This window comes from Romboutsia timonensis (genome assembly GCF_900106845.1).
Taxonomy (GTDB): Bacteria; Bacillota; Clostridia; order Peptostreptococcales; family Peptostreptococcaceae; genus Romboutsia; species Romboutsia timonensis.
Map to the genome: position 1 here is coordinate 546,736 of NZ_LT629850.1, position 22,124 is coordinate 568,859.

Sequence of the window (22,124 nt, forward strand, 5' to 3'; positions counted from 1 at the left end):
GCAAAATTTTGGCTATCAGTTTGTAATGATTTGAAAAATAGAGGCGTAGATGATATTTTAATTGCATGTATGGATGGTTTAAAAGGTCTACCTGAGGCAATTAAAACTGTATATCCAGATGTAAGTATTCAAACTTGTATAGTTCATCAAATTAGAAACTCTCTTAAATATATAGCATCAAAAGATCAGAGAGAGTTTATGAAAGATTTAAAAAGTGTTTATAGAGCATTTAATGAAGAAACAGCACTTAAAAATTTAGATATTCTTAAGGAAAAATGGTATTCAAAATATTCTGTTGTAATAGATTCCTGGTACAATAACTGGAGTAATCTGAATACGTATTTTGAGTATCCACATGAAATTAGAAGAATTATTTATACTACAAATGCTCTTGAGGGATTTAATAGACAGTTAAGAAAATATACTAAGGTAAGAACTGTATTCCCAACAGATGAGTCACTAAGAAAATCACTATATTTATCTACCATGAAAATTATGGAGAAATGGACCTCTCCAAACCAAAATTGGGCGTCTACTTTAGGACAGCTTACAATCATGTTTGGAGAAAGGATACCTAACTCTTACACAATATAAGTTTTTTTGAAATTATGGAAAATTTAGTGTATAAATAATTAAATTAAACACATAATAATTGTGTAAAGAATTCCAGTATTAGTATTTCTCAAAAATAAAAAAATATTACTGGAATTTAAAATTTCCAGTAATATAAATTATAAAAAATCTTATTTACACAAATCTATAGACATTCTCTTAAAAAATTACATTTTGAGTAAATCGAATTTTTATAATAATTTTATAGGTCACTTAAATAAACATAATTATAATGTTTTTAACTATTTTATCTTTTAAAAACTATTGTACTAATAAATTATTTAATGTAAACTATATTGTACTAATAAATTATTTAATGTAAACTATATTGTAGTTAGCAAATTAACAAATTTTGCATCTGGGGTGATAAAATGAAATTTATAGTGTCTGATACAATAAATTTTTTATCAAAGACATTTCCAAAGATATATTCTAGTTTTTACTTAGAATATTTAAAACAATATGCATCTACATATAGTGTTAATAAAACACAACTAAGGGCTTTAATTACTTTAAAAAATAATGGGGCAATAAGTATGACAGCTTTATGTAATAAGCTAAATATTGAAAAGGGTAGTTTAACTAGCATGGTAGATGATTTAACAAAAAAGGGTTATGTTACAAGGGAGAGAGATATATCTGATAGAAGAAAGTACCTAATAACTATAACTGAACGTGGAGAAGGAATTGCTTCTGATTTTGTAGATAAGTTAAAGCTTAGTTTAGAAGAAAGGCTTATTAAGCTTACTGAAGAAGATAAGAAAAAATATATTGGTGCAGTAAAAACATTAGAAGAGATATTTGATAAATATGAACAAGGATAAAAGCAACCGTTATAGGTTGCCTTTACTATATTAAGAATCAATATTTGATAATTAGTTTAAAATTTTATTTGTTTTTTAATTCTAAATATTTTTCTAAACCTTCTTTTAATATTATAGCAGCTTTATGAAGGTCATCTTCCTTTAGTACATATGCAAGTCTTATTTCATCTCTGCCAAGCCCAGGGGTAGCATAAAAGTCTTCAGCAGGACACGCCATAACGGTTTCTCCATCTTTATTAAAATCAGTAAGCATCCATATAACAAAATCTTCAGCATTTTCAATCGGTAATTTTGCAACAATGTAAAATGCTCCAGCTGGTTTTTTACAAATAACTCCCTTGACTTTAATTAATTCATTATATAAAACATCTCTTCTATTTTTGTATTCATTATTAACTTCAGTAAAATAAGATGATGGAGTATTATAGAGTTCAACTGATCCTACTTGATCTAATGTAGAAACACATAGCCTGCCTTGACATAATTTTAATATTTCAGCAATAAGGGTTTTATCTTTAGACGCTATAGAACCTATTCTTGCACCACAAGCACTATATCTTTTAGATACACTGTCTATTATTATAACTCTATCTTCGACTTCTTTTATATTTCCAAAACTCGTATACTCAAGTCCATCATAAACAAACTCTCTATATACTTCATCAGATATTATCCATAAGTCATTTTCTTTAGCTATTTCTGAAATCATGTAAAGTTCTTTTTTTGTATATACAGTACCAGTTGGATTACCAGGATTAGAAATTAGTATTGCCTTAGTTTTAGAAGTGATTAGTGATTGAATTTTTTCCTTGCTAGGTAGATGGAATCCTTCTTCAGCTTTAGTTGTAATAGGTGTAATATTAACATTTATAGATTGGCTAAATCCATTATAGTTACTGTAGAATGGTTCTGGAACTAATATATTATCTTTAGGATCACAAGTTGCCATAAGCGCAAATAATAATGCTTCACTACCACCATTAGTTACTAATATTTCATCAGATTCGAAATCCATATTATATGTAGTGTAATATTGTTGAAGTGAGGATATTAGCTCAGGGAGTCCTGGGGAAACAGCATATTCTAAGACTTCATTATTAAAATTTTTTACTGCCTCAAAAAAAACTTTAGGAGTTTTGATGTCTGGTTGACCTATATTTAAATGATAAATTTTAATTCCTTTAGCTTTAGCACTACTAGCTATATGAGCCAACTTTCTAATTGGAGAAGATTGCATAGTAGTTATTCTCTCTGAATATCTCATTAAAAAACCCCCTTAATATATATACATTTGTATATATATTTATTTAACTTAAGATTATAATAACATGTTTAAAATCAAAAATCATTAATATAAAAAGTACAAAAATTTATTTATAAATAAATACAATAAAAGATTATTATTTACCTATAAAAAGGTAGATGATATGGTAAAATAGTAACGAAGAGGTGCTGAATATGAAAGAGATAAGGGTTGATGAGATAAATAATGATATAGTAATTTTTGCAAAAGATAGAGCGAGAAGGCCTATGGATAAAGTTATTAATGAAAATGAGGAAAGTATAATAGCTGAGTATAATAAAGATTGTCCATTTTGTAAAGGAAATGAACATTATACTCCAAAATCAAAGTTTAAGATAGAAGATGAAAATGGTTGGATAGTAAGATCTATAGATAATAAGTTTCCAATAGTAGATAATTCACAAAAAAGCATATATGGAAGCCATGAAGTGATGATAGATACTTATAGACATAATGGAAATTTTTATAATATGGATGAAGATGAGTTTTATAATATGCTTTTAATGTATAAAGATAGATATTCAAATCTTATAAAAGATGAAAAGGTACAATATGTAAGTATATTTAAAAATTATTTAAGACAAGCAGGCGCATCTTTAAATCATCCGCACTCTCAGATAGTTTCTATATCGATAATACCACCTGACATAGAAAGAGAGATTAATATATCAAAACAGTATTATATAGAAAATAAAAGATACTTATATGATGATATTATAAATGAAGAAATAAAAGAAAAAGAGAGAGTTATAAATAACAGTGAAAGTTTTTTAACTTTAGTACCAAAATCAACAAAGTATACAGGAGAGATTAGAATTATATTTAAAAAAAATATAAAATTTGAAAATATATGCAATAAAGATATTAGAGAATTATCTATAATATTTAAAAATTTATTTTCAAATTTGTTTAAAGTAAATGGAAATTTACCATTTAATATATTTATACATTCTCACCCTAAGAATATTGAGGGAAATTATTTTAATGTACATATACATATAATTCCTAGAAAGTATAGCTTTGGTGGATTTGAATTAGGTACTGGGTTATATGTATCTTCAATAGAACCTAAAGATATAGCAAATAAAATAAAGTTTTAATAAATGTTAAAATGTTTACAACTAAGGGTAATATAAAAATATCAATATACAACAATTTGGAGGACAATATGAAATTTATATCATGGAATGTAAACGGCATAAGAGCCTGTGTTACTAAAGGATTTTTAGACTATTTTAAAGAAGTTGATGCAGATATATTTTGCTTACAAGAGACTAAACTTCAAGAAGGTCAAATAGATTTAAATTTAGAAGGATACTATGATTATTGGAATTATGCACAAAAGAAGGGTTATTCTGGTACAGCTATATTTACTAAGAAAAAGCCTATAAGTGTATCATATGGAATAGATATAGAAGAACACGACAATGAAGGTAGAGTTATAACATTAGAATTTGAAGATTTTTATTTTATAACAGTATATACACCAAATTCTCAAAGTGAATTAAAAAGACTTGACTATAGGATGAAATGGGAAGATGATTTTAGAGAATACTTAAAAAAATTAGATAATATAAAGCCTGTAATAGTTTGCGGTGATTTAAATGTAGCTCACAAAGAAATAGACTTAAAAAATCCTAAAACAAATAGAAAAAATGCAGGGTTTACAGATGAAGAGAGAGAAAAATTAACTACTTTATTAAATAATGGATTTATCGATACATACAGATATTTTAATCCAAATAAAGAGGGTATATATTCTTGGTGGTCATATAGATTCAATGCAAGAAAAAATAACTCAGGATGGAGAATTGACTATTTCTTAGCATCTGAAAAATTAAAAGATAGATTAGTTAGTGCAGATATACACACTGAAATATTGGGATCAGATCACTGCCCCGTTGAATTAGTTTTAAAATAGTATTAATTTATATCATAATTATATAAAATTATTAATAAAATATACTGTAGGATAATATAATGTATAAGATTATTAAATATTTTATTATTAGGGGGTATATTTATTAATGAATTTATTAGATTTTAAAAATAAATTAATAAAAGGAAAAGAATTAGGTGGAGAAGTTGTATACATAAAAGAGGACAACCTTTTATATGGTATAGAATCAATATATAAAAATCATGAAGTAAATAGTATATCTTTATTAAAGTCAGAGCAAAACTCAATAAAAGTACATGATCTTATAGAGTTTTTAGAAAGAGAATGTGATGATTTTTATGAAGGTGATGTATTTATAGGAAACACTATACATTCTCGAGAGGATAAAAAAGGGATTGTAAGTGTAGAGTTTGCACAATATGAAGCTATAAAGATGATATTTATAAACATATAATTATAAAAAAGATAGACAAATTTATAAAATGGATCCTATATGGTGGACACGAGAAAAAGCGTGTCTGTCTATATGGGATCTTTTTTTGTACAATATTAACTAAGAGGTGATTATAAGATGAGTAAAAAAATATTTACAGAACAAGAAATATTAGAATTATCTAAAAATAAATATGTAAAAAATGTAACTGCTAAAGGTATAACTTATACTAATGAGTTTAAATTGCAGTTTATTGCTGAATATGAGAATGGGAAAACTTCAAGAGCTATTTTTGAAGATGCAGGATTTGATGTTAATATAATTGGAATTAAACGTATAGATTCTGCTAGTCTAAGATGGAGAAAAGCATATAACGATAAAGGTATTTTAGGTTTAGAAGATACTAGGACTTTAAATTCAGGAAGAACACTTAATAGAGAATTAACTATTGAAGAGATTATCGCTAAAAAAGATGCTGAAATAGAGTATCTTAAAGCGGAGCTTGAATTGATAAAAAAGTTAGAGCTGCAAGAAAGGCAGGTGATAAATAAGAATATACCTGCATCTAAAATATTTAGACTAATACAAAATTTAATTCAAAGTTTCAATCTTAAAAACATGACGAGACATTTATGTAAAATTGCTAATGTCTCTACTTCAGGTTACTATAATTTTTTAAATAATTTTAAGACTAGAAGTATAAAGGAAAATAAAGATCTTATATCTAAAGAAATTATCTTAAAAGCATTTAACTATCGTGGATATAAGAAAGGATCTAGGTCTATAAAAATGGTATTAGAAAATAAATTCAATATTATAATGAATAGAAAGAAAATCCAAAGAATTATGAGAAAATATAATATTACTTGTCCTATACGTAAAGCTAATCCATATAAGCGTATTGCTAAGGCTACAAAGGAGCATAGAGTAGCTCCTAATAGACTAAATAGAGAATTTAAGCAAAACATACCTGGTAAGGTAATGTTAACTGATATTACATATATGCCGTACGGCAATAATAAGATGGCATATTTATCTACAATAAAAGATTCATCAACAAATGAAATATTAGCCTATAATCTTTCTAATAACTTAGCTATAGATATTGTAACTGAAACTATAAATAAATTAGTTAAACTAAAGTCATTTAAATTACATAAAGATGCATTTATTCATTCTGACCAAGGCTCTCATTATACAAGTCCAATCTTTCAAAAATTGCTTAAAAAATATAACTTGGGTCAATCTATGTCTCGTAGAGGCAATTGTTGGGATAATGCTCCGCAAGAATCATTCTTCGGACATATGAAGGATGAAATTGATTATAAAAGCTGTGAAACAATAGAAGAACTTAAAATATTGATAGATGATTACATGGATTATTACAATAATGAACGTTGCCAGTGGAATTTAAAAAAGCTGACTCCTGTGCAATACAGGAATCAGCTTTTAGTAACTTCTTAAGAACCCTTTTTTCTAGTGTACTTGACAAAGGGTCCATTTTATTATTGTCTATCTTTTTTTATATATGGTTGACTCAGTTAAAAACTGGTTTGTTTTACCCATTTTATAAGCTAGATCTATTATTTTTTTATCCTCTTTGGTTAAATCTCTTTGAAGAATCTTAGCAAATTCAGCAAATAGCTTATCATAATTAATTTGCTTTTTAATATTCTTTTTTGCTGAAGACGGCTTAACTGTAGTATACATATAAACATCAGGAACTATACTTGGATTATATATTCTTATAAATACTTGAGCTGTATAATAAGCATCATTTAAAGCATTATGATAAGATTTATCCTGATCTAAATTTAATATTTGTATAGCATTTTGAAGGCCGATACTTTTACCAGCGGGATTATTAAAGTATCTAGATGCGTAGTGTTGAATATTTATATATGATTTTGTAAGAGTTTTATAAGGTAAATCATAGTAAGTTATATTTCTGAATAATTCTTTCAAGTCTCCTGTTCCCCATACACAAAGAACTGTATTTTTCTTGGTAGATACAAATTTTTTAAATTCTTTATATACTTGAGGAAATGATGGTGCATCCATAACATCTTCAGATTTTATTCCAGTCATTTTGCCTACAAAAGGGTGTATAGATTTATATAGCTGTGGCTTAACATAGCTATTAAAAGTATCTATTATATTAAAATGAGAATCTAATTTTATAGCACCTATTTGAATTATTTCAAATGGACACCTTTCATTAGACACTGTCTTATTAAGAGTTTTATCAAAGCCTTGGTTAAACTCTAAATCGAAAACTACATATTCCATAATAATTCTCTCCTAAATTAAGTAACTGATATATTAAATTTATATTACAAAAAGTATATGATTAATAACTATATTGTTTAGTATACCAAAATATTTTTCTATTTTTAGTATACCCTATATTTATATAAAAGTTAAACTTTTAAATATAAGTATTTATATAAAATAAAAAATAAAAAATATTGCGAACTTTATATATCTAATATATAATAAGTATAAATAAAAATACGAATAAAAATGTTGGATAATAAGATAAAATACGATATTGAAAATTAGGGGAGTGACAGTATGAAAGGCTTATTATATACGATAGAAAAAGAAAAACATAATGAAAAAGATTTAAAAGAGATTTTAACAGCAAATCCGCAAATAAAATTTGTATCACTTATGGGGATAGATTTAGGTGGAAATGCAACTGATGAAAAAATACCTGTAGAGTTATTTTTAGAAGATATAAATGACTTTTTAGAATCAGCAGTTCAAACAGATGGCTCAAGTGTTGAGCTTTACAATATAGCTACTTTAAATAATGCAAAAGTAGATCTAAAGCCAGATTCAGATTGTAAGTGGTATATAGATTATAATATGGAACATATTGATAGTGAATTAAATTTACCAATAGGTACACTTAGAATACCAGCATTTTTAATACATGATAATAAGAAAGTATGTTCAAGAGGGGTTTTACAAAGAGCAGAAAAGTATTTTAAGACATCATTATTTGAAATATTTGAAAAATATCCTCATGTTATAAATAATATAGGGATAGATAGTGTATCGGATATAGAAGATATAATATTAACATCAGCTACAGAGCTAGAATTTTGGGTAAATACTCCAGAAGATAAAGCTGATTTAGAAAAGTTATATGTATCTCAAAGTCTAAAAGAGCAGTATTGGAAAAGAACTCATGGTATAATTAGAACTTGTTTAGAGAAAAGTTTAATTGCACTTCAAAATATAGGGGTAAATCCAGAAATGGCTCATAAGGAAGTTGGAGGAATAAACAGTTCTATAAGTATAGATGGGAAGACTAATCACGCTATGGAACAGCTAGAAATATCATGGAAATTTTCATCTCCTCTTCAAGCTGCAGATAGTGAATTAATAGTAAGAGAAGTTATAGAAGATATATTTACATCAAATGGGTTAGAAGTTACATTCAAAGCTAAACCAATACATGGAGTTGCTGGTAGCGGAGGGCATACTCATGTTGGTGCTAGTGCAAAGCTTAAGAACGGAAAAATAGTAAATATATTTGCACCAAAAGATATGAAAAATGATTATTTAAGTGAGTTAGGATATGGAGCACTTATGGGATTACTTCGTAACTATGAAGTATTAAATCCATTTGTAACATCTACAAATGATGGATTTAATAGATTAGTTCCTGGATTTGAAGCACCTGTTTGTACGGTAACTTCATTAGGTCATAGTTATGAAATACCATCAAGAAATAGATCAGTACTTGTAGGATTAATTAGGGATATAAAAAATCCTAAAACTGTAAGATTTGAATTAAGATCACCAAATCCATTATCAAATACATATTTAGTTTTAGCTGGATGTTATCAAGTTATGTTAGATGGTATAAAGGCTAGTGCTCAAAGTAAATTATCAACTAAAGACCTTGAAAAAGAATTGAGCAAGGGACTAGGTGAAGAGGGGTTCTATTTAGAAAAAGATAGAATGTATAGAGATGAAAATGATGTATTTGAGCATTATACAATGGAAGAAAGAAATGAAAGATTCTCAGTTCCATCAGCGACAGTTTATGAAAATATGCAAAATCTTGAAAAGTATAAAAACAAGTTAGACTCATTAAAACAAGGAAATGTATTTACAGATGCTATAATAGAATCATTTAAGGTTGGGGCTATAAAGAAATGGAAAAAAGAATTAAGTAATAGGATAATTGATGATGCTATGGATAGCATAAGAAGTTATTCAAAATTACATGAAAAAGAAAATAGGGATGCTTTAGATGAGGTTATGTGGAATTCTATAGCTGATATAAAGTTTAATGTAATGAAAGATACACTAACAAAAAAATCTTTATTTACTCAAATAAAGGAAGCATTGGAAGTTAAAGATTATGCAAGAGCTTCAAATTTACAATTAGAATTAAAAGCTAATATGGAAGAAATACAACAATTATATGTAAGATATAAGAAAAATATATATTAAGCAACAAAAAGGAAAGAGGACACTTATATAAGGAGAGGTCCTCTTTTTTACATTTCAAAAATTAAATTTTATATAAAGATATATTTATATAAAGTAATGGATAACTAAAGCAAATAAAAGTAAATAAGAAAGAACATTTAGTAGATAGCTATTATTAGAATTTTTAGATCCAAAGAAAGTGAATTTAGTAACCAGAAGTAATATAAAAAAAACTGCATATCCTGTGTTAAGAATAGGTGTATTAATAAATATACCTAATATATGAAGTATAGAGCTAACTAAAGCTAACACTAATAATAAAGAATTGTATTTTGAAAAAAATGGTAAAAGTTTATTTATGAACCTCCTTAAAGACTTATTTTCAAAATAATAATAAATATTTCTAAGTATATACATAAATGAATAAAGAGATATAGACACTGAGGCTATAATACCAAATAATAAACTATAAATTTTAACCATTATAGAACCTCCATCACTATATTAGTTACAAATAAAAGTATATTAATAATATATAATATTTAAATTTATAGAATATGTTAGTACAAAAAAATATGTAATAAAATAAAAAAAACATGTCAATATTAATAAATGGTTAAAAAAGGAGTGAAAATATATGAAAAAATATATAAGGTTTATTGCAGTATTTGCAACTTTAGTTTTAGGATTTTCTATTTATAAAAAAGAAGATTCTAATGTATACGCTATTGAACTAGAAAATAAAATAGACTTATTAATTGAAAATAAAGATATCCAAAAAGAATTAAGTTTAGAAATTGAAAATTTACAAAATGAAATTAATTCAATGGTAGAGTGTAAAAATAATAATACTCAGGTAGAAGTTGTAACTGTAAGCTTTGTGCAAACAAGTACAGTATCAAAAGAATACATAGAAAAAACTGAGCTAGAAAATTTAGCAAAAAAGAAAATTGAACTAGAATCTAAATTACAAGATTATATGATAGAAAGTGTTAAATTAGAAAAGCAAATAGAGGAAGAAAAAAAAGAAGAGCTTAGTTTAAACAACACGGAATATTTAAAAGGAATATGGCCAGTTAAATCATATAAAGAAATAAGTTCTCCATTTGGACAAAGAATTCATCCAATTACAGGTAAACAAAGTTTTCACAAAGGGATAGATATCCCAGCTCCACAGGATACAGATATATTATCTTGTGATGATGGTATAATTTCATTCTCAGGAGTAATGAATGGATATGGAAATGTAATTAAAATAAAACATTTTGATGGAAAAGAAACTTTATATGCACATAATAATTCAAATGTAGTTGAAGAAGGAGATGTAGTTAAAGCTGGACAGGTTATTGCAAAAGTAGGTACAACTGGAAATTCGACAGGAAATCATCTTCATTTTGAAACTATAATAAATAATGAAAATATAAATCCAATAAATGTTGTAAACTAGATTAAAAATCGAAGGAATAAATATTCTAGGAAAATTTAATATACTCATAAAGTAAAGTTTAAGAGGGTTTATTTGATAAAAGTAGAATTATATAAATGATAATTAATAGACAATCATTTAAAGGGGGAGGGCATTTTGAAAAATAAGCTATTATCTGACTCAATAGTATATATAATATCTCCGATAATATTATTAGCATTTACAAATTATAGCACAATTATATATTTTGCATCAGCTTTAGTATTTATTCTGAGTATTTATACTATAATAACTAAAAAAAGGGAATCGAGAATTAATGTAAGTGGAATTATATTTTCTACTACATATATTTTAATGTTTTTATTTAGACAAAAAGTACAGAAGGGATTTGATATGTATATATATGATACATGTTTGATGATAGTACTGACCCTAATTATTGTGTTACCACTACTATTAAATAAAAATATATTTAGACAGATATATATAGATATAAGAAAATGTAAGAATGATAATAATCTAAGAATACTTAATAATATAAAAAAAATTAATTTAGATAATGATTTTAAAAATTTATCTTTTATATTTACAATTCATTTAGTATCCTTAATACTTATAAGAGTATTTTCAATATATATTTTTGGATTTGAAAGTTATGAAAATAACTTTATGATACAAGTACTACTTAATATAGCATTTATAATATATGAAATGTATATGGTGTCTAAACTTATGTCTAAGTTAAAGAATAACATAACAATAAAAAAGAGAAGCTCTAGAATAAAAAAATCACCAATAAATTGCAGGGTAATAGACATAGAACAATATAAAAATATGAATAAATAACAAGAGTCTAGCTCTTGTTATTTATTATTTCTGATATATATTCGCAGATTTTATCTGGATGTATTGACTTTTTAAATTCACTCATATTATCTTTCATAAAACGCATTAATGGTTCAAATTCATCATCAACTATTTTAGTAAATATATCTTCTAAATCTTTTTCGTCATTATAAATTAAGCCAATTCCTTTATCAATTATGAATTTAGCATTTTCTATTTCTTGACCTACTTTAGGAGATTTAACTATAACTGGAGTGTTAGCATATATGGCCTCGAATAAAGTAGCACCTCCAGGCTTTGTTATTATCAAGTCACTTTCTTCTAATAATTCATACATATTATTTACAAATCCTAAAACTTTAATATTATTAAGTGGCTTTTTTTCTGTAAGGTTGCTATATAATTTAGAGTTACTACCTGTAACTATTGTAACTTCTAAATTTTCTTTATGATCTTCAATAAAGTTATCTATCCAATACATAAATTCTTCACTTACATCAAATAAACCTCTACCACCACCAAGTAATAATAATTTATATTTTCCTGGGGTTATATCTTTACTACTAACATTAAAGTTTTTACTGATTGGTACACCAGTTACTTTAATTTTACTAGGGTGTATACCTTTTTGTACAAATCTATTTTTTATTTCACAAGAAGGAACAAAGTACATATCTGTATTAGGGTAAACCCATTCTAAACTATCTACAACATCAGTTATAACAGTTAATGTAGGGATATTTATATGATTGTACTTCTCTCTGAAATTATAAACACAAGCGGCTGCAAGTGGGAATGTAGATATAATTAAATCAGGATTAACTTTAAGTATGTATTCTATAAGCTTAGGTGTATATAATTTATGTGCTATATCATGTCTAGGGTCAAAAGATTTTTTTAAATAATAATAGTAATTGTATAATCCAGGTGTATACTTAGTATTATTTTCATAAAGCTTAACCATAGGTTTATTCATAATAGGAAGGCTAGCATCTATAAAATTTTCAATAAGTATATTTGAATCACTGTATTCTTCAAGAATATAATCCTTTATAGCTTTTGCAGCACTTATATGACCTGCTCCAAATTGAGCTGTAAGAATTAATATTGTTTTATTATTAATGCTCATTGACCATTCTCCTTAAATTTCCAAATATATTAATTATAGTATTATACCTCTATAGAATATTTTAGGCAATAGTAATGAAAGTTATTATTAAAATAAAGGAAATATTTATTGAAAGTTGAAAAATATATAAGAGGTGGTGTGGATGGAGAATATATCTAAAGAGGTTGAATCGAATGATATAAAAATAGATAAATTTTTTGAAGTAGCGAAGGTTATAATATATTCTATAATAGGGATAGTAGTATTTTTTATACCTGTTACTATAGATAATCAAACAAAAACTATACTACATCATATTACATATAAACTACAAGTAAATTATAGAGGCTTGTTACAACTTTGTACAATAGTATATATAACAATAGGAGTTATTAAATCAACATTGTCAAAACATAAAAGTAACTTAAAGAAAATATATTCATACTTTAGTATATTTAGTATATTTATAGTAATAAGTATATTTTATGATAAATACTCAATAGTATTATTAGATGATAATATATCTTTAATACTAGAGGAAACTATATTAAATTTGATTACATTATTACCATTAAGCGCTATATTTATGCCATTTATATTGGACTTTGGTCTTATGGATATAGTAGAGGCTTATTGTCATAAATTAATGAAAAAATTATTTAATTTAAGCGGTAAGAGTGTATTAAATATAATTATGTATATATTCAATGACTGCTTTTGTGGTTATTTTATGACAAACTTACTATATAAAAAAGGCCAAATAAGACAAAGGGAAGCCTGTATTATACTATTAAACTTTTCTATAGCATCAGTTTCAATTAGCAATTATATAGCAGAAGAACTTAATATAAATAAGGTAAATTTTTTTATTTTATCTATGTTTATATTGATTTTAGTAAACACTATATTATGCAGAACTTATCCAATAAATAAAAAGAAAAAATCATACTATATAAAGACTAATTATAAAGAGTCATATTTTAAAAGTGATAAATTAATCAATTCTATAAATAAGCATATTAAGAATAAAGAAGATATAAATATATTCAAATCTATGATAAAAAATTTTGAAGAATCAATACACATAATAATTAGATTGATTCCTAACTTAGTACTAATAATGTATTTAGGGAATATAATAATAAATAATATAAATATTATATATGATTTAAAAATTGTTTTTTCTTATATTTTAGAAATTTTAAGATTTGATAATATAGATGAAATAAGTGTATTTTTAGTAAATGGATTTTTTAATGATGTAATAGCAATAGACTTATTAAAAAAAAATATAGGATATACAAGTAAATTATTAATAGGAATAATATGCATATTAAAGTGTACAAGCATAACTACTAATATTTTATATTTAGAGACTACGAATATTCCTATAAATAAAATTGAATTTTTAATTTCATATATATTAAGAATAATATTAATTCTACTGATATCATATATGATAATTTATTTATACAGTATATATACAATTTAAAATAGAGGAGGATAATATGGAAAATAATTATTTTGATTCAAAAATATTAGAAGAAATTTTAAATATTCCAAGTCCAACAGGATATACAAAAGATATGTTAAATTACCTACAGAAAGAATTAAATGATATGAATGTAGAGTATAAAATATCTAATAAAGGAGCCTTACTTGCAACTATTAAAGGAAAAGATTCAAATAAAAGTATAACATTTTCAGCACATATAGATACATTAGGGGCAATAGTATCACAAGTAAAGTCTAATTCACGTTTATCTATTAATCAAATAGGTGGATATATGATGAATTCAGTAGAAGGGGAGAATGTAATTATTCATACAAGAAATGGTAAAAAGTATGAAGGTACTTTACAAACAATAAAACCATCTGTTCATATTGATGGAAATGACGCTAAGGATTTAAAGAGAGAATGTAAAAATTATGAAATAGTCATAGATGAACAAGTAAGTAAACCTCAAGATGTGTATAATTTAGGAATAGAAGTAGGTGATATAGTATCATTTGATACTAGAACAAAGATAACTAAATCAGGTTTTATAAAATCAAGATATTTAGATGATAAGGCATCTGTATCAGCTATATTACATGTAATAAAATACATAAAACTAAATGATATAAAACCTAAATATGATATAAATTTTTTATTCAGTAATTATGAAGAAGTTGGTCATGGTGCATCAAGTTTTATTCCAGACAATACGGTAGAATTCATAGCAGTAGATATGGGATGTCCAGGTGAAAATCAAAACTCATCTGAGTATGACGTTTGTATATGCACTAAAGATTCAAATGGGCCTTATGATTATGAATTAATAAATAAACTTGTAGACGTGTGTAAGGAAAATAATATCAATTATAAATTAGATACATACCCAAATTATGGTTCGGATGCTACTGCAGCATTAAAAGCTGGAATGGATGCTAGATTTGCTTTAATAGGTCCTGGTATTTTTGCATCACATGGATATGAAAGAACGCATATAAGTTCTATAATAGAGACTGAAAAATTAATAATAAGTTATATAAAATAACATCTTGATTTAAATTTTTAGAAAAAAAATATATATTATGATATAATAATATTAAAAGTTAAGGCAAAAGAGGTATTCTAATGTATAAATTAACTATAATATTATTTATAATTTTTTTAACTTTGTTTAATACAGCATGTACTTTGGAAAATGAAGTAAAGGAAAGTAGTTCTATTGAAACTAATTCTTCTTCAATGATTAATGAAGAAGCTAAACTAAAGGACAAGTCAATTCAAAACAAACAGACTAAGAAAACATCTAGTACAGTAGAAATACCTATAACTTTAATGCAAGATTATATTAAAGAAGATAAACAAGTTAAATACTTACAAATTGAAGCAAATACAACTTTAGAAGAAAAAGTTAATAAAGTAGTAAGTGTTATTTCTAGTGAATGTTTTAGTAATCTTCCTATGAAGGTTAAAATTTATGGAAATGATATTGCAAAAATAGAGTTATTAGAGTTTGATGAGAGTTTAAATAAAAGAGTATCTTGGAAAGAAGATTATTTAAATGAAGATATTAAAGAACAGACATTAAAAGTTTTATTAGAAAATATACTTCAAGAAGAGTACAAAGGACAATGGATAGAAAAAGTACAATTATATTATGAAGGTGAATTATTATCTTTAAATTAAAGCAGTATTAGATATTAGTAATAATCTAATACTGCTTTTTTAATTCATTATAATGATAAATAATAGTAACCACATTTACATCCAATCATATAATTATATTAGGTAACATAAGTTTTTTCTTATGGGGGAAAAAAATACAGCAAAAGGAGTTTTGACTTATTATGAAAAAGAAAAAAAAATCATCATGCTCATGTATACCTCAACAAGATGTGTGTAATGATTCATTATTAAATACATGTAAACCTAATAATACATGTAAATCAGTTAATAGTTGCAAAAAATCTGTAAAAAAATATATAGAACCTATATGTAATGATTGTGAAGTGAAATTTGTTGATACATGTGCAGATTTAGCTTCAAAAGCTGAAGAGCTATTTGAAAAAGCATTGGAACATCAATGTATAGCAGAAGAAACACTAGAACAGGCAAAAGAATGTGAAGAATCAGCAAAAGTATTAGCAGCAGATGCTCAAAATTTAATGAAGAAAGCTAAAAATGCAGAAAAAGAATCTAAAGCAGCAAAATGTAAAGCTGAGCAATTACTAGAAAAATCAGAAAATCTTTGTCAAGAAGCTAAATGTTTATATAAACAGGCTGAAGAAACTCAAGCACAAGCACAAGAAAATTGTGAACAAGCTAAATGTTTATATGAAAAAGCTCAAGTTCATAATGAAAAAGCTAAAGAATTATATTGTCAAGCTATGAAGTGTGATGAAAAGGCATTACAATGCTATAAAAATGCTGGAGAAAAAATAAAAGAATATGAATCAAAATCTAATAAATGTGAAGATATGATTAACAAATGTAACATGAAATTAAACCAATGTAACTATAAAGAAACAAAATGTAATGATACAATGCCTAAATATGTTAAAATGGATAAATGTAAACCAAGCTGTAATAAAAATTATGAAGAATACAAATGTGGATGTAATTACACTAACAAAAAAGCAAATGAAACAAAATATGATATGAAAAATATGTGTAATATGAATAATAAGAAAAAAATGGATGATATGTGTAATATGAATAACAAGAAAAAAATGAATGATATGTGTAATATGAATTATATGAAAGATGATGATGAAATAATATATATAAATAATGAAGATTTATATATGAATGATTGTCCAACTTATGTAAGCCCTATGTATGACATGTATCAAATGCAATGTATGGGAGATTTTGCACAACAATATCCATCATTAGATATGCCATATATGAATGGTTATATGGATCAATATCAAGATGTAAATGATATGTGGATGAATTACTATATGATGATGCAAAATATGATGCAAAGCATGATGAAACCAAGAGATATATATTAAATTAAAGAATGCCTATTATAAAGTGTACCCTTTGTCAAGGACAATTTAAAAAAAGGTATTTCTAAGAAACAAGATGATTTCTGTACTGAACAGGAGTCATCTTGCTTAAATTCCATTGATATCTATAATTATTATAGTAATCCATATAATCATCTATTTCTTTTATCACTTCTTCTAATGTACTACATTTGCTAAGAATAACTTCATCTTTAAAATGCCCAAAGAATGATTCTTGTGGAGCATTGTCCCAGCAATTGCCTCTCCTTGACATAGATTGTTTTAAACCTAATTGCTGTACTTGCTTTTGAAATTTAGGACTCGTGTAATGAACACCTTGATCTGAGTGTAAAATAGCTTCGCTATGGAGTTTTAAATTCACATTTGACTTAAGTTTTTCTAGTGTATTTAAAACAATATCTAACCGTAGGTTATCTGAGACATAATGAGCTAATATTTCATTTGTAGAGGAGTCTTTTATTGTAGACAAGTATGCTTTTTTTCCATTTTTATAACTTAAATATGTAATATCTGTTAATAGCACTTTATATGGTATATCTTGCTTAAATTCTCTGTTTATGAAATTAGAAACAATAGTATGCTCTTTACTTGCTTTCATCATACGTCTGTAAGGATTCGCTTTTCTATACGGGCAAACTATTCCATATTTTTTCATGATTCTCCTAATACGCTTTAAATTATATATTATATTAAATCTATCTTTTAAAACCATTTTTATTTGTCTTGCACCTTTTTTACGTCCTTTAAAGTTAAAAGCTTTTAATACATTTTCTTTTGATAAAATATCTTTATCTTCTCTTGATTTTCTTAAATCCTTGCTTTCTGATGAGAAGTATTTATAATACCCAGAACGTGATACACCTGCAACTTTACATAAATAACTTATCATATTTTTAAGTTTATATTTTTTTATTGTAGACTTAATAATCTCATATTTTTCACAAGAAAATAAACTTACTTCTTCTTTAACACTCTCCTTTCTATCATATCTAACTTTTTTAGTAATTCATTTTCAGCTTGAAGTAACTTCATTTTAGCTTCTAGTTTTTTGTATTTTTCTTCTATTGAAAGATCTTTCTCAATAGGTCTTCCAGTATTGTATTTGCGAGTATCTGTAAGTTTTATAGCTCCGCCATTTTTAAAGGCCGTACGCCATCTGCTAGCAGAAGATTTAATCCTTTGCATGCCTATAATATCGATATTGAAGCCACACTCTTCAAATATTATTCTAGGAAGTTTACCATTGATACTTTCATTTATAAATATTTTTTTAAATTCATCGGTATAGGTAATACCTTTCGAACTTACTTTCTTAATGTATTTGTTTTGTTTTAATATTATTATTTCCTGTTCTGTAAATAATTTTTTACTCATTAAAATTTTCTCCGATCTAATTATTATTTATTTAATTATATACAAAAATACCCTATAGAGTAGACCTTTTTATTAGTTGTCTACTCTATAGGGTACATTTTATTACAGGCATTCTTTTTTATTTCTGAGATTCTTTAAGTTATTTTTATAAAAAAGTTTCTGTATTTATTTTAATAGTTCTTTTTCTATTAATTTATAGAAGTTTTCCATCATATTATTAAATTCTTTTGTCTTTTGTATATAATTTGATACTACAGGTAAATTAAAAAAATCATTATAATCTCTATTTAATTGATTTACCTTTTTAGAGGCATCCTCTAAAGAATAGTTTGAATATAGGTTATTTTTTTTATTAATATACATATCGAATTGCCTTTTTAAGTTTCTATTTTTATCCAATTCTAATTTACTTTTATTCATAGCTTTAAATTCATTTGTATTTTTTATAAATGATGCAACCTCTTTTGATAATTGATTTATGTTCATATAATATCCCCCCATTACAAAACTCTATATTATAGTTTATAATATTAAGGCTTGTAATAGACTAATAATTAATATATATATTTATATTTAAATGCTAATAAAAGTGTATAAAAAATAACTGCAAATTAATAATACATATAGTATTAAATAAGACTTAGAAGGAAATAGTATATTGAAAAAGGAGATCTTTATGACCTCCTAAATTTTTGTTAAATCGCTTAAAAACTCTTCAAATCTTATTCCGTCGTTTCTATCACTATTAAACTTAGCACTATATTCAACTACTTTGTATATAAAATTAGTTGCAGTGTTAACGCAATATACTAAATCAAATCCTCTACATATCATAGCACAAAGTATAGATGTAAATATATCACCTGTTCCGCTATAAGAGCAGTTATTATATTTTATAGAGGTAAAAAATATTTCATCAGTAGTTTTATCATATGCCATATTTGAAATATTATCTCCTTCTAGTATTCCTGTTATTATAACCTTGTCAGGACCTAATTTAGAAATGTCTTTAGCTATCTCTACAATTTCATTACGTGTAAGATCACGTTTTGTTATATCTCTCCCAGTCAAAAAGCATGCTTCTGTTAAGTTAGGAGTAGTTAAGTTAGATAATTTAACTAGCTCTTTAATTTTAAGACAAGATTCTTCATTAAATATAGGGTATAATACTCCATCATCTCCCATTATAGGATCTACAACAATAAAAGCGTTAGGATTCTCTTCTATAAATTTAGAAACAATATCTATTTGAGCTATAGATCCTAAAAAGCCACTATATATACAATCAAAATTTACATTTAAATCTTTCCATACTTTATAATAATTAGTCATTTCATTAGTTAAGTCTAAAAAGGTAAATTTAGGATATCCTGTTTGACTAGAAAGTATAGATGTTGGAAAAGGGCAGCATTGAACCTTTAATGCTGATATTATAGGCAAAGCAACTGATAATGAGCATCTACCAATTCCTGATAAATCATTTATTGCAGCTATTTTTTTCAAATTATATAGCACCTCCGTAAATTTTAAAGAAATTATATGTAATTTATATAACTATATAATTATACAATATATCTAAAAAAAATATAAACTAAATGAAAAATAGTTATTTATTTTATAAATTTATTTGGACATAATAATAGAAAATATAAAAGAAATTATAATATGAAGTAGATGTACTATTTATTAGGAGGTGTGACTTTGAGTAGGCTTAAATTTAAAAATAAGTACATTAAAATTATAGTTATGTCTTTATGTTTAATTTTACCTTTAGGTTTGGGGTCAATAATATATAAATTAAATTCAAAGGTAAGTGAAATAGAAGCTATAAAGATAGATGCAGATGATCAAATAAAACAACAATATCAACTTCTTTTACAAAATCTATTTGATTATAGAAACAAAGCTATATTAGAACAAAATGAAGAGATATTAAAGGAACTTTATGATACTGATAAAAAGACAGGGCTTTGGGCCTATGAACATGAAGTAGAAAAAATGAAGTATTTAAAAAATTGGTCTAGTAAGCAAGGGGTAACTTTTAACGATATAAAGACTAAAGTAAAAATAAGAAAAGTAAAGGAAAAAGAAACTGATTTATATGGAATAATATGTAATGTTGCTACAGATTATAATTATTCTTATGAAAATGAAAAAGATGTAAAAAATATATTTAGAATAGGTACAGAGCATTATCTAAATGTAAAAATAAAAGATAATCAATATATTATAACTAAAGAATGGTATACTGACCCATTTGCAGATTCTTTAAATTTAGAGAATATTAAATCTGATGATATAAGAAGTTATATACTAGCTCAACAAAAACCTGACATTCAATTAACACAAGAACAACAAAAGGCTATAGATTATGCTCATAGATATTGTGGAGTTTCAACCGAAGAAGAATATGAGTTTAAGTTTAATAGAGAGTATAAAAATTTTAATCCAGACGGAGGCGATTGTGCAAACTTTGCATCACAAATAATGTATGAGAGTGGAAGATTTAAGAAAAATTCTATATGGAATTATAATAATCGTGATGGAACAAAGGCTTGGGTAAATGCGCAAGGGTTTAAAAATTATATATTAAATAGTGGTAGAGGTAGTTTAATATGTAAAGGTTCATATGAAGAAACGTATAAGGAATCTTATAATTTAAGACCAGGAGACTTTGTAGCATATGAAAAAGGTGGAAGGATAACGCATGTATCTACAGTAACAGGAATGGATTCTAAAGGATATCCTTTAGTAACTTGCCATAATACTGATAGGCTATTAGTACCATGGGATTTAGGTTGGAGTAATAAAACTATAAGATTCCACTTAATAAGAGTTCATTACTAAATTTCAATAAATGTTATAAATTAATTAATATTTGACAAAGATATGTATGTATGATAAAGTAGTAATAAGGTTACAATAATTGTAGCTAAATAATTGTGTTTTTTTTAGGAGGATTTATCAATGAAAACTGGTGTAGTTAAATGGTTTAACAACGAAAAAGGATTTGGATTTATATCTGTAGAAGGTGAAGGAGATGTTTTCGTACATTTCTCAGCTATAACTGGTGAAGGATACAAGTCTTTAGAAGAAGGACAATCAGTTCAATTCGACGTAGTTGAAGGAGCTAAAGGTCCTCAAGCTGCTAACGTAGTTAGATTATAATCTAAAGTTCATATATATTAGTAATTCTAGTAATATGTGAAACACAGCCGCCTATAAGCGGCTTTTTTAATTTGAATAAATTTTCATATAAATATATTTAAATTTAAAAATAGCATTAAATGTGTTAAAATTAACTTAGAAAAGACATTTG

21 protein-coding genes are annotated in these 22,124 nt (G+C 25.5%); 15 read left to right on the forward strand and 6 right to left on the reverse strand.

The window, feature by feature from the left end:
• Positions 1 to 594, forward strand: a 594-nt coding sequence (locus BN7997_RS05210) for an IS256 family transposase (protein WP_143023224.1), incomplete at its 5' end; no start/stop codon positions are given.
• Between the two features lie 389 nt (positions 595 to 983).
• Entirely contained in the window at positions 984 to 1,436 is a 453-nt protein-coding gene (locus BN7997_RS05215) for a MarR family winged helix-turn-helix transcriptional regulator (RefSeq protein ID WP_071119803.1), read from the forward strand.
• Positions 1,437 to 1,500: 64 nt separating this feature from the next.
• Here the strand turns inward: BN7997_RS05215 and BN7997_RS05220 are convergent, their stop codons facing one another.
• Positions 1,501 to 2,700 carry a pyridoxal phosphate-dependent aminotransferase gene (locus tag BN7997_RS05220; protein WP_071119804.1) on the reverse strand — a complete coding sequence of 400 codons (1,200 nt, stop codon included), beginning with the start codon at positions 2,698 to 2,700 and terminating at the stop codon, positions 1,501 to 1,503.
• A 194-nt stretch (positions 2,701 to 2,894) separates the two neighbouring features.
• On the opposite strand from BN7997_RS05220, the gene BN7997_RS05225 reads away from it, so the two are divergent.
• From BN7997_RS05225 to BN7997_RS05240, 4 genes are all read left to right on the forward strand, one after another.
• Complete coding sequence (locus tag BN7997_RS05225; RefSeq protein WP_071119805.1) at positions 2,895 to 3,839, forward strand: galactose-1-phosphate uridylyltransferase; 945 nt, start codon at positions 2,895 to 2,897, stop codon at positions 3,837 to 3,839.
• 68 nt (positions 3,840 to 3,907) lie between these two features.
• Complete coding sequence (locus BN7997_RS05230; protein WP_071119806.1) at positions 3,908 to 4,660, forward strand: exodeoxyribonuclease III; 753 nt, start codon at positions 3,908 to 3,910, stop codon at positions 4,658 to 4,660.
• A 106-nt stretch (positions 4,661 to 4,766) separates the two neighbouring features.
• Entirely contained in the window at positions 4,767 to 5,093 is a 327-nt protein-coding gene (locus BN7997_RS05235; protein WP_071119807.1) for a hypothetical protein, read from the forward strand.
• A 117-nt stretch (positions 5,094 to 5,210) separates the two neighbouring features.
• A complete protein-coding gene (locus tag BN7997_RS05240; RefSeq protein ID WP_071119808.1) occupies positions 5,211 to 6,536 on the forward strand; it encodes an IS3 family transposase in 1,326 nt (441 codons plus the stop codon).
• Between the two features lie 48 nt (positions 6,537 to 6,584).
• Here the strand turns inward: BN7997_RS05240 and BN7997_RS05245 are convergent, their stop codons facing one another.
• Entirely contained in the window at positions 6,585 to 7,361 is a 777-nt protein-coding gene (locus BN7997_RS05245) for a 3'-5' exonuclease (protein ID WP_071119809.1), read from the reverse strand.
• A gap of 285 nt (positions 7,362 to 7,646) precedes the next feature.
• On the opposite strand from BN7997_RS05245, the gene BN7997_RS05250 reads away from it, so the two are divergent.
• From BN7997_RS05250 to BN7997_RS05265, 3 genes are all read left to right on the forward strand, one after another.
• Positions 7,647 to 9,545: a type I glutamate--ammonia ligase gene (locus tag BN7997_RS05250; RefSeq protein ID WP_071119810.1), complete on the forward strand. Its 1,899-nt coding sequence runs from the start codon at positions 7,647 to 7,649 to the stop codon at positions 9,543 to 9,545.
• Positions 9,546 to 10,161: 616 nt separating this feature from the next.
• Positions 10,162 to 10,971: a M23 family metallopeptidase gene (locus BN7997_RS05260; protein ID WP_071119812.1), complete on the forward strand. Its 810-nt coding sequence runs from the start codon at positions 10,162 to 10,164 to the stop codon at positions 10,969 to 10,971.
• Between the two features lie 135 nt (positions 10,972 to 11,106).
• Positions 11,107 to 11,796 carry a hypothetical protein gene (locus BN7997_RS05265; protein ID WP_071119813.1) on the forward strand — a complete coding sequence of 230 codons (690 nt, stop codon included), beginning with the start codon at positions 11,107 to 11,109 and terminating at the stop codon, positions 11,794 to 11,796.
• Positions 11,797 to 11,803: 7 nt separating this feature from the next.
• On the opposite strand, the gene BN7997_RS05270 is transcribed toward BN7997_RS05265, so the two are convergent.
• Positions 11,804 to 12,925: an MGDG synthase family glycosyltransferase gene (locus BN7997_RS05270; protein WP_071119814.1), complete on the reverse strand. Its 1,122-nt coding sequence runs from the start codon at positions 12,923 to 12,925 to the stop codon at positions 11,804 to 11,806.
• Between the two features lie 142 nt (positions 12,926 to 13,067).
• On the opposite strand from BN7997_RS05270, the gene BN7997_RS05275 reads away from it, so the two are divergent.
• From BN7997_RS05275 to BN7997_RS05290, 4 genes are all read left to right on the forward strand, one after another.
• Complete coding sequence (locus tag BN7997_RS05275) at positions 13,068 to 14,396, forward strand: nucleoside recognition domain-containing protein (RefSeq protein ID WP_071119815.1); 1,329 nt, start codon at positions 13,068 to 13,070, stop codon at positions 14,394 to 14,396.
• Between the two features lie 16 nt (positions 14,397 to 14,412).
• Positions 14,413 to 15,444 (forward strand): M42 family metallopeptidase, encoded by a 1,032-nt coding sequence (locus tag BN7997_RS05280; RefSeq protein WP_071119816.1) that lies wholly within the window; start codon positions 14,413 to 14,415, stop codon positions 15,442 to 15,444.
• A gap of 80 nt (positions 15,445 to 15,524) precedes the next feature.
• Positions 15,525 to 16,082: a hypothetical protein gene (locus BN7997_RS05285; RefSeq protein ID WP_071119817.1), complete on the forward strand. Its 558-nt coding sequence runs from the start codon at positions 15,525 to 15,527 to the stop codon at positions 16,080 to 16,082.
• Between the two features lie 161 nt (positions 16,083 to 16,243).
• Positions 16,244 to 17,413 (forward strand): hypothetical protein, encoded by a 1,170-nt coding sequence (locus tag BN7997_RS05290; protein ID WP_071119818.1) that lies wholly within the window; start codon positions 16,244 to 16,246, stop codon positions 17,411 to 17,413.
• 61 nt (positions 17,414 to 17,474) lie between these two features.
• Here BN7997_RS05290 and BN7997_RS15195 read toward each other — a convergent pair.
• From BN7997_RS15195 to BN7997_RS05310, 3 genes are all read right to left on the reverse strand, one after another.
• Positions 17,475 to 18,805 (reverse strand): IS3 family transposase gene (locus BN7997_RS15195; protein ID WP_408638337.1). Its coding sequence is split into 2 segments (ribosomal slippage): positions 17,475 to 18,418 and positions 18,418 to 18,805, totalling 1,332 coding nucleotides; the frame shifts between segments, so codons are not numbered across the junction.
• Between the two features lie 165 nt (positions 18,806 to 18,970).
• Positions 18,971 to 19,291, reverse strand: a complete 321-nt coding sequence (locus tag BN7997_RS05305) for a YlbF/YmcA family competence regulator (RefSeq protein WP_071119820.1) — start codon at positions 19,289 to 19,291, stop codon at positions 18,971 to 18,973.
• Positions 19,292 to 19,489: 198 nt separating this feature from the next.
• The gene (locus BN7997_RS05310) at positions 19,490 to 20,308 is read right to left on the reverse strand and encodes a pyridoxamine kinase (protein ID WP_083335014.1); all 819 of its coding nucleotides are present in this window, start codon (positions 20,306 to 20,308) and stop codon (positions 19,490 to 19,492) included.
• 198 nt (positions 20,309 to 20,506) lie between these two features.
• Here BN7997_RS05310 and BN7997_RS05315 point away from each other — a divergent pair, with 198 nt between their 5' ends.
• On the forward strand, positions 20,507 to 21,652 hold the full coding sequence (locus BN7997_RS05315; RefSeq protein WP_330385861.1) for an amidase domain-containing protein: 1,146 nt from the start codon (positions 20,507 to 20,509) through the stop codon (positions 21,650 to 21,652).
• A gap of 120 nt (positions 21,653 to 21,772) precedes the next feature.
• On the forward strand, positions 21,773 to 21,973 hold the full coding sequence (locus tag BN7997_RS05320; protein ID WP_071119823.1) for a cold-shock protein: 201 nt from the start codon (positions 21,773 to 21,775) through the stop codon (positions 21,971 to 21,973).
• Positions 21,974 to 22,124 lie beyond the last annotated feature (151 nt).